We start from the raw sequence: 12,379 nt of genomic DNA on the forward strand, positions 1-12,379 counted from the left end.
AAGAGCGAAAGACTGAAAGAGCGAAAGAGCGAAATCGGACCGCCCAGGCGGAATAACTCACTATCAAAGAAGTGAATTTTGACGTAAACTATTCGCCATTCACTCTTTCGCTCTTTCACTCTTTAAATTATATGGTGAACCTGTAAATACACATAAATAGGCATGGCCGCGAAGGCTGCCGGAACAATGATAGCAAAGAAGTATTTGCCTATAAACTCAACAATCGGCGTGTACTTTTTGTGCCGTATTCCTAATGTTTGAAAGCCACTTTGGAAGCCATGCCACAGGTGATAACCAATAGCTACCATGCAGATAACATAGAGCGTTACGTACCACAATTCACCGAATGCCACCTGCACAACGGCATACAAATCTTTGTACTGTTTGCCGTCATACTCCGCCATCGGTACTGAGCCAAAGTGCATTTCGTACCAGAAAGTCCGCATGTGAATAATGATAAACAGCAGCAGTATAGTGCCCAGAATCCCCATGTTCCGCGATGCCCACGCGCTATTCGCTTCGGGTTTGTTGTAGGCATACTTTACGGGGCGCGATGCCTGGTTGTGGCGCGTCAGAACAAATGCCATCAGCGCGTGAACCAGAATTGAAGTGTAGAGTACGTACGAAATCGTCATGATCAGCGGATTATGCGTCATGAAGTACGTATACTCATTGAAAGCCCGACCGCCATCGCCCTTAAATAACTGGAGATTACCGGCCATATGAACAATCAGAAATGAACAGAGAAACAGTCCCGTCAGCGACATAATAACCTTTCTGCCGAGGGAGCTGGATAGCGTTTGTGTTACCCAAGCCATAGGATGAACGACACGTAATTTTAGTGGTAAACTGTTGAAAAAAAGCCGGTTTAAACGGCGCATCAAAACTAAATCACAAACCCGATGGAAACAAGATTAAGCCACTTTATCCGTTGGTTTACGCCTTATTTACAGTCGGTATAAATTAGACTAAATAGAATGACTGATGACGTAACGGAATGTTGTAGTATATAGTTACGTTGATGGACCTATCCCTAACAACGTAGCAAAGATAATTCGTGAACTCATCGTTAACGTAGCAATAAGCAACGTATTAACTGGTTGAAAATGAGGCAATAGATGCTTTTGTGGAGAATTCATTTTTGAACAACGCATATTATCCAGCTAATTTGCGGCCATTCGCTATTTCATTGACTAATCTACTTTTAACATGAAAGCATACGTATTTCCTGGGCAGGGTTCACAATTTCGCGGAATGGGTCTGGACCTCTATCAAAATTCAGAAACCGCCCGCCGATTGTTTGACCAGGCCAACGAAGTATTGGGTTATAACTTGACGGCCATTATGTTTGAAGGTTCCGACGAAGACCTCAAACAGACCATTTATACCCAGCCAGCTGTTTTTCTGCATGGTGTTGCCATGGCTTTGTCGAATGCGTCATTTGCTCCCGACATGGTAGCTGGCCACTCATTGGGCGAACTATCTGCCCTGACAGCCGCGGGCGTACTTTCTTTTGAAGACGGATTAAGCCTGGCGTCGGTACGTGCCACCGCCATGCAACGCGCCTGCGAGTTAATACCTTCGACTATGGCTGCCGTATTGAATTTGCCGGATGACGTAATCGAAAAAATCTGTGCTGAAATTACCGAAGTAGTCGTACCGGCTAACTACAACTGCCCCGGTCAGGTTGTGATCTCGGGTAGCGTACCGGGTATTCAGCAAGCGGAGGAAAAGCTGAAAGCAGCTGGCGCTAAACGGGTGCTTCAATTGGCAGTGGGAGGGGCGTTCCATTCACCTTTTATGGAGCCCGCTCGCACCGAGTTTGCAGAGGCCGTGCAGAATATGCCATTTAGCGCTCCCCGCTGTCCGATCTATCAAAATGTGAATGCTCAGCCTGTAACCGATCCGGCGCAACTAAAAGCTAATCTGATTGCTCAGCTGACTTCGCCCGTTCGCTGGACGCAGTCGGTTGAGCGTATGATTGCCGACGGCGCAACTGAATTTCTGGAATGCGGGCCGGGTAAAGTATTGCAGGGGCTCATTAAAAAGATAAACCCGTCCGTTTCGGTTGGGAGTATTTAGTTTAGTATGTAGCGAGGGGTCTAAAAGCGACTGGAAACGAAATCGCTATTTTTTTCGAAACTCTATTTGCTTTTGACGCCCATTACCTGTTATCTTTGCACTCGCAAACGCGGATAGCCCGATAGTATAAGGGTAGTACGACAGATTTTGGTTCTGTTTGTCTAGGTTCGAATCCTGGTCGGGCTACTAGAAGGTTTACAGGGGTTAATTGTTTTCAAAGCAAAATTTTGCTCTAAAAACAATTAACCCCTTTTTCTTTTCAAAGCTTTACTACTCTTGATAAAGCTTTGAAAAGGTTTTTCGTCACCTGTATCCCTTTAATTGTAGAATAAACGCATCTGGCCTGTCCAGTTTCGGCAATCAATAGACCCGACAATTGGCTGGCAGGTTGCCATCGGCTTGAATTATAAGATTATTTTGGCAACGTCCTATTGTTTCGTCGAAGAAAGGCTCAGTAAACCGACGATTACGGAACTAACGTATTTGGAAGCCGATCGACAGGAAAACCTCCGGCGCATGGGATACCTGGCCAAAATGTTTACTCGGCAATGTGTACTTGTTCTAATAGCATCCATTAATCTATACCAGCACATTCGGGCCGAACTTGCTAAGTATAACGGCCCGCCAAAACGATTTTTGTCTCCTGCGGCCTTTCGACACTAATTGACCGAAACGCTAAAGGCTTGTATGCAAGGGCTTTATTCCCATCCGATCATCCCAACAAATTAATAAAGCTTACGGGAATAAATGCTCTCTACGAAATTCCCATACATCCAGGTTTCACTTCATATACGGATCAGCAATCGGAAGATAGTTGTAAAGAGCACCTTCTGTAATTCATTATCATATCACTACGTTAAGTAAACCTGATACATCTATTTCTCAAGTATTACCGGAGCCCATAAAATAAGTATTGCGCTATACGTCTGTATAAATATGTCTAAACTATTAAATTAATTACTACACCGGAAAAATTATATAAACAATAGAAATATAATAATAATGTTATGTTACCAAATATTTATTAATAATAACCTATATTAGCCCCCAAGAGGTAATAATTGAGTATTTGTACGTCATAAATGCCTTGTGATGTACATCTATATTAATTAATTGCTTTTTTTAATATATTAAGTACTAGCTATTTACAATTAGTGGATTATTCGTAAGTTTACGGTCGGCAAAACAGCTGCCCAAGCTTTATTTTTCGTATTGCCAAACTGCCACTCCATTGTTTGAATCAGGTTTCCAGATCATTACACACATTATGTAACAAACCTTTACCTTATGGACCGCCGTCTATTTATCAGACAATCCGCTATCGGATGCACGTTTCCTTTTTTGCCTTCGTCTATTCTTTCTGAATCTTACTCTGAGAATCGCCAATTAAACCAAGTAGCTACTGAGTTAGCTGATTTGATTCAGAATAATACAGTTGGCACTATTGAGCGATTGTTTTATTCGCACGTATATTGCCCCAAGCAAACATCCTGGTCCAGTCTTATCGCTACAGCCCAACAGGATTTTAGTCTTATTGCCAAAATGTCAGGTAATAAACTAACGGCTGATCTTCCAGCGCTTCTCATTGAGGCAAAGCCCGATGCTTTCGGCTCTTTTTCTACACGTATTGCTCATCGGGAAATGACGTTGGGCTGGCAGGCGCTTGCCCGCACAAATGCCCTGACAAGTACTCCGCTACGTTCGCTCGTGCTGGCTGGCAATAAAGGTGTTGTACACTTAAGCCTGGCTGATCCAGGCTACAAAATTGTTGACTTTCGTGGAAAGACCGTAGCTAAAACCAGCAGCAAAACCGCTTTCCGACTGGCTATCTAGCCGCTTATGGTCGTTCGCTGGCTGTACTACGTTTAGTGGCTTATCAGGGACCTCTTTATTTTTCTAAGGACTGATTATGAATCCAAACGTTACGCTTTCCAATAAGCCTTTGCCTGCAATGGCGGATACGCATTCGAAACGAATCCGCTGGTGGTTAGATCTGGAACCACAATGGCGGGCTGCTTTTCAATATTCTTTTTTCAGACATTCCGACCACCCCTCGGCAGAAGAATTAGAAAATCTCTGGCAAACAAACATTCTACGTCTTGTGGGCCCCAAAGCTCCGAATCCAAACATGACGTTTGAACTCACCAACTGCTCTGGGATCAAAGGCATGATCAATCTGGAAATCCTGATTGTAAATCACCATCAGCTCACTACAATTGACGAGCTAGCCGATTTGACTCACCTTAAAAGCCTTTTCGTTAACAACAATGCCATTCAGGACATAGCTGTTGTCAAAAAATTCAAAAAATTAGAGCAGTTGTACGCACAGGTTAACGCAATTGAGTCAATTGAGCCAGTTAGTGAGCTAACCAACCTGCGCGACTTGTATGTAAGCCTAAATGCGCTGAAAACCTTGAATGGTATTACCCGAAAACATAGTAAAACTCTCAAATCCTTTTTCTGCCTACCTAATGATCAACTTCCTGATAAGGAGGTGATTCGAGTTGAACGAAATCTGGGTATTCGATGCCGATACCTATAACTAAATCACCTTATTAACTAATTTCTCACTTACCAAAAACACTATTTTATGGAAGGTTATATTGCTGAAATGAGATTATTTGCGGGCAACTTTGCTCCACGTGGCTGGGCTTTCTGTAATGGGCAGATATTGTCAATCGCTCAAAACACTGCCTTGTTTTCGCTGTTAGGTACTACGTTTGGCGGAAACGGACAAACAACTTTTGCCCTTCCTGATCTACGGGGGCGTGTAGCTATTAGCCCTGGTCAAGGTCCTGGCCTTCCCGCTGTTAATTTAGGGCAAGTAGGCGGTGCGCCTACCCATACGCTTATCATCACCGAAATGCCTGGTCATAATCATACAGCGCAAAACAGTATACGAGCAAACAACACCTCTGGTACATCTGGCAATCCTACAAACAATTATTGGGCAGGCACGGGTTCGTTAGACCCAGAATATAGCGCTACGACCAATACCACCATGAATGCTGAAGCAGTAGCAACCACAGTTGGTATTGCCGGTGGAAGCCAGCCGCACAATAACATGCAGCCTTACTTAGGAGTAAATTACATTATCTGCATGGAAGGAATCTATCCTTCACGCAACTAGCCAATAGCTACTCTTATAGACTTTATCCTTTTCCGATCAAAAGCCAGCAAACTGGCTTTTGATACTAACCCTGTTTTCAGAACCACCTCAGACTCAATCTCCTCCTTACATGAATTATCTTTTCTATAGACAATGTACATCGCCTACGCTTCTGCATAACTGGCGGTTATGCTTAGCCAGCGGCCTGATTTTACTGCTTACACTTATTAGTTGGCAGACAAAAGCTCAAACGAATCCAGCCTCTATTACGGTCACTGGCGCATGCTTGAATAGTAGTTATGTGTTAACCAAAACTACAGATAACTATGATGGCACAGGAAGACCTCTCTATCAAGGTTCGGGTACTGTAACCATTAATACAACATCATACCCAGATGTCTCATTCGCCGTGTATTATGAGCCGGCCGGGCCGGCCTGGGTGCTTACCTTCGACGGGCAACCCTATTTGTCTAATCCATCAACAGCGACAATTCCCCCTACTACGGGTTGGACAGCTGTGACAGATGGCACTAATGGTAATAGCTGTACAGGTTCTGCTCCATTAGGTGTAATAACGATTCCGCCTTCTGTAAGTATTTCACCGGCCAATCCTGTGGCTGTCTGCGCAGGATCTTCTGTAAACCTGACAGCAACGGCCGCTGGAATTACTACACCTATTACCTATGCCTGGAGCAGTAATCCGGCCGGTTTTTCAAGTTCAAGCAACCCGCTTTCTCAAAATGCGCCCAGCGTAAGCACGCCCACTACGTATACTATCTCAGTAACAGCCAGTAACGGCAGCGCAAGTGCTACATCAAGTGTTACGCTCAGTGTAAAACCCACGCCTACGCTCACGTTGGGAAGCCCATCGAACCCAACTACATGCGGGGGAACCAATGGCAGCATTGCCTTTACTACGAGCAATCTGCCAAATGGTACGTATACACTTACCTACACGGGCACGGGAAGTCCACGGGCGGTGGTAGTTACCGGGGGTGCCTTTAGCTTGACAGGCTTGAGTGCGGGCAATTACTCGAACTTCTCGATCACTAATAATGGCTGTACAGGCTCTGTAGCTACACTCATTAGTTTAGCCAATCCTACGCCAACGTTAACAACTGGGGGTATTAATAATCCAACGACTTGTAGTGGAACGGATGGTTCTATCAACTTTACGACTACGAATCTTAACAACGGCACGTATACGCTTACGTATACGGGGACAGGTAGCCCCAAAACAGTTACTGTTACCAGCAACGCATTCAGTCTGACGGGCTTGGGGCAAGGGACGTATTCGAACTTTTCTTTAAGCGGTGGTGGCTGTACAGCCTCCAACACTTCTTCTGTGCCTTTAACGGATCCTACTCCTCCTACGCTGGTTCTGGGTACGCCGGTTAACCCCAGCTCCTGTAGCGGCACCAACGGGAGCATTGGTTTTACCACTAATGTTGCCAATGGTTCGTATCAATTGACTTATTCAGGTACGGGTAGTCCTAAGACAGTTTCAGTAACCAGTGGTAGCTTCTCGCTGGCAGGACTCGGTGCTGGTGTTTATTCCAATTTTTCGCTGACTCGCGCCGGTTGTACCGCAACGGTTCCTACAGCCGTCACGCTGACCAATCCACCAACACCAACGCTGGCCATTAGTACAACGGCTAATCCAACCACTTGCGGGGGCACTAACGGTAGCGTCGGCTTCACGACCAACCTGACTGACGGAACATACTCGCTCAATTATACTGGAGTTGGTAGTCCCAAGCTCATCACCGTTACGAGTGGTATTTTTGGTCTGACGGGTCTGGCATCAGGTACATACTCGAATTTCTCCATCACCAACAACGGTTGTACTGGCACAGCTAGTGTTACTGTCAATCTAACCGATCCAGCTACGTCTCCTATCTCATTGAGCAATGACGGCCCATTGAGTTGTTTGACTCCTAATGTTACATTGACGGCGACGACCGGTTTCACCAGCTATACTTTCAGCGCAGGAGCAGCCCAACAGGGTGGCTCGACCGGCAATACGGCCACGGTGAACGTAGCGGGCACTTACTCGGTCACTGCTGTAAACGCATCAGGCTGCATCTCAACCACCAACGTAACGGTAACCGGCAGCACGACCGCTACCCCAGTTGACCTGACCGTTAGTGGTACGTTGAGCTGCTCTAATACGACGGTGACGTTGACAGCAACGGCAGGTTTTACCAGCTATAGCTTTAGCGCAGGCGCAGCTCAACAGGGTGGTTCGGCAGGAAACACGGCCACAGTGAACGTAGCGGGTACCTATTCGGTGACTGCTGTCAACGCATCGGGTTGCGTTTCGACCAGCAACGTAACAGTAACGGGCAGCACCACGGCTACCCCCGTTGACCTGACGGCGAGCGGGGTGATCAGTTGTACGTCAACCAGCGTTACGTTAACAGCCACGCCAGGTTTCACCAGCTACATCTTCAGTGCAGGAGCAGCCCAACAGGGCGGTTCGGCGGGCAACACCGCTACGGTGAACGTAGCCGGTACGTATTCGGTAACGGCTACCAATGCAAGTGGTTGCCAATCGACCAGCAACGTAACGGTAACGGGCAGCACCACGGCTACCCCCGTTAACTTGACGGCAAGCGGGGTGATCAGCTGTACGTCAACCAGCGTAACGCTGACGGCCACGCCGGGCTTTACCAGCTACGTCTTCAGCTCGGGCGCTGCTCAGCAAGGCGGTTCGGCGGGCAATACGGCCACGGTGAACGCAGCCGGTACCTACTCAGTAACCGCTGTGAACGCGTCAAGTTGTATCTCGACCACCAACGTAACAGTGGTGGGCAGCACGACCGCTACGCCAGTTAACCTGACGGCCAGTGGTACGTTGAGCTGCTCTAATACGACGGTGACGTTGACAGCGACGGCAGGTTTTACCAGCTACGTCTTCAGCGCTGGCGCTAGTCAAGTCGGCGGTTCAGCGGGTAACACGGCGACGGTGAACGTAGCAGGCACCTATTCGGTGACCGCTGTGAACGCATCGGGTTGTGCTTCGACCAGCAACGTAACAGTAACCGGTAGCACTACGGCTACACCGGTTGACTTGACGGCGAGCGGGGTGATCAGCTGTACGTCAACCAGCGTAACGCTGACGGCCACGCCGGGCTTTACCAGTTACATCTTTAGTGCTGGCGCTGCTCAGCAAGGTGGTTCGGCAGGCAACACCGCTACGGTGAACGTAGCCGGTACGTATTCGGTGACCGCTGTGAACGCATCAGGTTGTGTTTCGACTAGCAACGTAACGGTGACCGGTAGCACTACGGCCACCCCCGTTGACTTGACGGCGAGCGGTCCATTAAGCTGCTCGGCACCGAGTGTTACGTTGACGGCCACGCCAGGTTTTACTAGCTACATCTTCAGTGCAGGCGCAGCCCAACAGGGCGGTTCGGCGGGCAATACGGCCACGGTGAACATAGCCGGTACGTATTCGGTGACCGCTGTAAACGCATCAAGTTGTATCTCAACCACCAACGTAACAGTGGTGGGCAGCACGACCGCTACACCAGTTAACCTGACGGCCAGTGGTACGTTGAGCTGCTCTAATACGACGGTGACGCTGACGGCCACGCCGGGCTTCACCAGCTACGTCTTCAGCGCTGGCGCTAGTCAAGTCGGCGGTTCGGCGGGTAACACGGCCACGGTGAACGTAGCAGGCACCTATTCAGTAACCGCTGTGAACGCATCGGGTTGTGCATCGACCAGCAATGTAACAGTAACCGGTAGCACTACGGCTACCCCCGTTAACCTGGCGGCAAGCGGGGTAATCAGCTGTACGTCAACCAGCGTAACGCTGACGGCCACGCCGGGCTTTACCAGTTACATCTTTAGTGCTGGCGCTGCTCAGCAAGGTGGTTCGGCGGGTAACACCGCTACGGTGAACGTAGCGGGTACGTATTCGGTGACCGCTGTGAACGCATCGGGTTGTGTTTCGACTAGCAACGTAACGGTGACCGGTAGCACGACTGCATCGCCCGTAAGCCTGACGGCCAGTGGTCCATTAAGCTGCTCGGCACCGAGTGTTACGTTGACGGCCACGCCAGGTTTTACTAGCTACATCTTCAGTGCAGGCGCAGCCCAACAGGGTGGCTCGACCGGCAATACGGCCACGGTGAACGCAGCCGGTACCTACTCAGTAACCGCTGTGAACGCATCGGGTTGTGTTTCGACTAGCAACGTAACGGTGACCGGTAGCACGACTGCATCGCCAGTTAACCTGACGGCCAGTGGTACGTTGAGCTGTTCTAATACGACGGTGACGTTGACCGCTACGCCAGGCTTCACCAGCTACGTCTTCAGCGCTGGCGCAGCCCAACAGGGCGGTTCAGCGGGTAACACGGCGACGGTGAACGTAGCAGGCACCTATTCGGTGACCGCTGTGAACGCATCGGGTTGTGCTTCTACTAGCAACGTAACAGTGGTAGGCAGTACGACCGCTACGCCAGTGAGCTTAACTTCAGATGGACCTTTGAGCTGCTCTACCACAACGGTGACGCTGACGGCCACGCCAGGCTTCACCAGCTACGTCTTCAGCCCAGGGGCCGCTCAGCAAGGTGGTTCGGGTGGTAACACAGCTACGGTCAGCACCACGGGAGTCTACTCCGTCACCGCTACTAATGCCGACGGCTGTGCATCCATCGCCAGTGCGGCCGTAACCTATCAGGATTGCCCACCCGCCAATAGCTTCACTATTGTCAGTGTGAACATACTGAGCTGTAGCCCATCGGGACCCAACCGTCGCTACTTCAGCTTCACGCCGGTGTACGCTGGGCTGACCGGTCAGCCGATCAGCTTCTCGGTAGTCAATCAACTGCCACCGACCACCCAGACAGGGCCGTATTCGTTAGATCTGTACACGGATAATCCGGTGATTGTCTTGAAAGCCACCCAGCAGGGAACACCCGGTGAAGCAACGTTTAGCTATAACTGGCTCAACGCCTGCATGAGCATGCCTGCTCCCAACACGCCACCCTCAGTTGTATCACCTATCGATCCACAGGTGGCCACGGTCAATCAGACGTTCAGCTATGTGATCAATCCAGGTACGTTCACCGATGCCGAAACACCCAGCAGCCTGACGTATGCGGTGACGGGTCTACCACCGGGTATTGGTTTCTACGCGCCTAACTTTATCTCGGGTACGCCATCGACTACCGTAGGAACACCCTTCTCGGTAACGGTGACAGCTACCGATCCAGGCGGTTTATCGACCTTTACAACGTTCGCGCTGACGGTTAATCCGGCCGCTACGACAGCTACGTTTGGCATCACGGGTGTGAATCTGGTAAACTGCGTTACGCTCAGTCCCAATCGCAGAGCCATCAGCTTTACTCCGGTTTACAGCGGTCTGACCGGTCAACCGATTAGTTTCTCGGTCGTTAATGAGTTGCCTGCCACCACTGCCTCGGGTCCCTATAGCTTGAGTCTATACACGGACAATCCGGTGATTGTGCTCAAAGCTACTCAGCAGAATACGCCAGGTGAAGCCTCTTTTAGCTATAACTGGTTAGACGCCTGCAACGGTACGCCATCGACCAACACCCCGCCCACGGTGGCCAATCCGATTGGTCCACAATCAGCGACGGTCAATCAGGGCTACAGCTTCGTGATTCCGAGCAACACCTTCACCGATGCCCAGACGCCGGGCAACCTGGCCCTGTCGGTGAGCGGTCTGCCAGCCGGTCTGGGCTTCACCCCACCAGCCACCATCTCGGGTACACCGTCCACCTCGGCCGGCTCGCCCTTCTCGGTGACGGTGACCGCGACGGATCCCGGTGGCTTGTCGACCTTCACGGTCTTCAACCTGACGGTCAATCCGCAAACCTCGACCCCGCCAAGCACCTTCGCCATCACGGGCGCTACGCTGGTCAACTGTAGTTCGCTAACGCCGAACCGTCGGGCCATCAGCTTCAGCCCAGTCTATAGCGGGTTGAATGGGCAACAGATTACCTTCTCGGTGGTCAACGAACTGGCGCCAACGACGGCAGCTGGACCCTATCAGTTGAACCTGTACACGGATAATCCGGTGATTGTGCTCAAGGCCACCCAGCAGGGTACGCCGGGCGAAGCCACCTACAGCTACAACTGGTTAGACGCTTGTAACAACGTACCCTCGACCAACACGCCCCCAACCGTGGCTAACCCGATTGGGCCACAGTCGGCGACGATCAACGTGAGTTACAACTTCAACATTCCGGCTAACACGTTCACTGACGCCGAGACGCCGGGCAGTCTGGCTCTGTCGGTGAGTGGACTACCAGCTGGTCTGAGCTTCAATCCGCCGGCCAACATCTCGGGTACGCCTTCGGTGTCGATGGCTGCCCCTTACTCGGTGACAGTGACGGCAACGGATCCCGGTGGCTTATCGACCTTCACGGTCTTCAACCTGACGGTCAATCCGAACACGAGCACGACGACTTTTGCCATCACGGGGGCCACGCTGCTGAACTGCACCAGCCTGAGCTCGAACCGCAAGTCGATCAGCTTCAACCCCGTCTATCAGGGCGCCACGGGTCAGGCCATCAGCTTCTCGGTGGTCAACGAATTGACGCCCACGACGAATCCTGGTCCTTACCAACTGAGTCTGTACACGGACAATCCAGTGATTGTTCTGAAGGCGGTTCAGGCGGGTACGCCTGGGGAAGCGACGTACAGCTACAACTGGCTGGCGGCCTGCAACGCCATGGCGCGGGTGGGTGCGCCCGAAACCTCGCTTGAAGTGGTGGTGCTGGGCAACCCGGTGGTTGGTGAAAGCGTGGAAGTGGGTGTGAAAGGCGCCGCCGGCAGTGCGCTGCGTCTACGGGTGGTGAATGCACAGGGCCACCCGGTTCACGAGCAGACGATTGAGCAAGCGGGCACTGACGAACGCATTCGGGTGCATGTGGGTCAGACCAGCGGTATCTATCTGTTGGATGTCAGTATTCCAGGCCAGCGGCAAACAATCAAACTGGTGAAGCCCTAGTTGTACATGTTGTTTTAGTTTAATAAAGTGGCAGACTTTACTTCGGTGGGGTCTGCCACTTTATTAATATTATTAATAAGCATATGGCTTCAGATGAGATTAAAAGAAATTGCAAAACCAAGTAATTGAATCACCATAATTTATAATAAGACGTTCCGAATTACCGGCCACCAAAATGGCCAGCTGGTGCTATAAGTTAA

7 protein-coding genes and 1 tRNA gene are annotated in these 12,379 nt (G+C 50.3%); 7 read left to right on the top strand and 1 reads right to left on the bottom strand.

From position 1 onward, the window contains the following. Positions 1-122: 122 nt before the first annotated feature. Positions 123-818 (bottom strand): succinate dehydrogenase cytochrome b subunit, encoded by a 696-nt coding sequence (locus tag ACYVF1_RS21125; protein WP_461082558.1) that lies wholly within the window; start codon positions 816-818, stop codon positions 123-125. A gap of 391 nt (positions 819-1,209) precedes the next feature. Between ACYVF1_RS21125 and fabD the strand changes: the two genes are divergently transcribed. From fabD to ACYVF1_RS21160, 7 genes are all read left to right on the top strand, one after another. Continuing rightward, positions 1,210-2,082 (top strand): ACP S-malonyltransferase, encoded by an 873-nt coding sequence (fabD, locus tag ACYVF1_RS21130; protein WP_461082560.1) that lies wholly within the window; start codon positions 1,210-1,212, stop codon positions 2,080-2,082. Between the two features lie 115 nt (positions 2,083-2,197). Next, positions 2,198-2,268 (top strand) — tRNA-Gln (locus tag ACYVF1_RS21135). A 231-nt stretch (positions 2,269-2,499) separates the two neighbouring features. Further along, positions 2,500-2,745, top strand: a complete 246-nt coding sequence (locus ACYVF1_RS21140) for an adenylyl-sulfate kinase (RefSeq protein WP_461082562.1) — start codon at positions 2,500-2,502, stop codon at positions 2,743-2,745. Positions 2,746-3,369: 624 nt separating this feature from the next. After that, entirely contained in the window at positions 3,370-3,915 is a 546-nt protein-coding gene (locus ACYVF1_RS21145; RefSeq protein ID WP_461082564.1) for a hypothetical protein, read from the top strand. A gap of 76 nt (positions 3,916-3,991) precedes the next feature. Beyond that, entirely contained in the window at positions 3,992-4,624 is a 633-nt protein-coding gene (locus tag ACYVF1_RS21150) for a leucine-rich repeat domain-containing protein (protein ID WP_461082566.1), read from the top strand. 48 nt (positions 4,625-4,672) lie between these two features. After that, positions 4,673-5,212 carry a phage tail protein gene (locus tag ACYVF1_RS21155; RefSeq protein WP_461082568.1) on the top strand — a complete coding sequence of 180 codons (540 nt, stop codon included), beginning with the start codon at positions 4,673-4,675 and terminating at the stop codon, positions 5,210-5,212. A 280-nt stretch (positions 5,213-5,492) separates the two neighbouring features. Next, on the top strand, positions 5,493-12,179 hold the full coding sequence (locus tag ACYVF1_RS21160) for a putative Ig domain-containing protein (RefSeq protein WP_461082570.1): 6,687 nt from the start codon (positions 5,493-5,495) through the stop codon (positions 12,177-12,179). The last annotated feature ends 200 nt before the right edge of the window (positions 12,180-12,379 follow it).

It is taken from the genome of Spirosoma flavus (assembly GCF_054778555.1).

What these genes read in the sequence shown, in the direction of transcription:
- ACYVF1_RS21155 (WP_461082568.1), top strand. Translation starts at nt 4,673, where the DNA reads ATGGAAGGTTATATTGCTGAAATGAGATTATTTGCGGGCAACTTTGCT.
- ACYVF1_RS21145 (WP_461082564.1), top strand. Translation starts at nt 3,370, where the DNA reads ATGGACCGCCGTCTATTTATCAGACAATCCGCTATCGGATGCACGTTT.
- ACYVF1_RS21125 (WP_461082558.1), bottom strand. Translation starts at nt 818, where the DNA reads ATGGCTTGGGTAACACAAACGCTATCCAGCTCCCTCGGCAGAAAGGTT.
- ACYVF1_RS21150 (WP_461082566.1), top strand. Translation starts at nt 3,992, where the DNA reads ATGAATCCAAACGTTACGCTTTCCAATAAGCCTTTGCCTGCAATGGCG.
- fabD (WP_461082560.1), top strand. Translation starts at nt 1,210, where the DNA reads ATGAAAGCATACGTATTTCCTGGGCAGGGTTCACAATTTCGCGGAATG.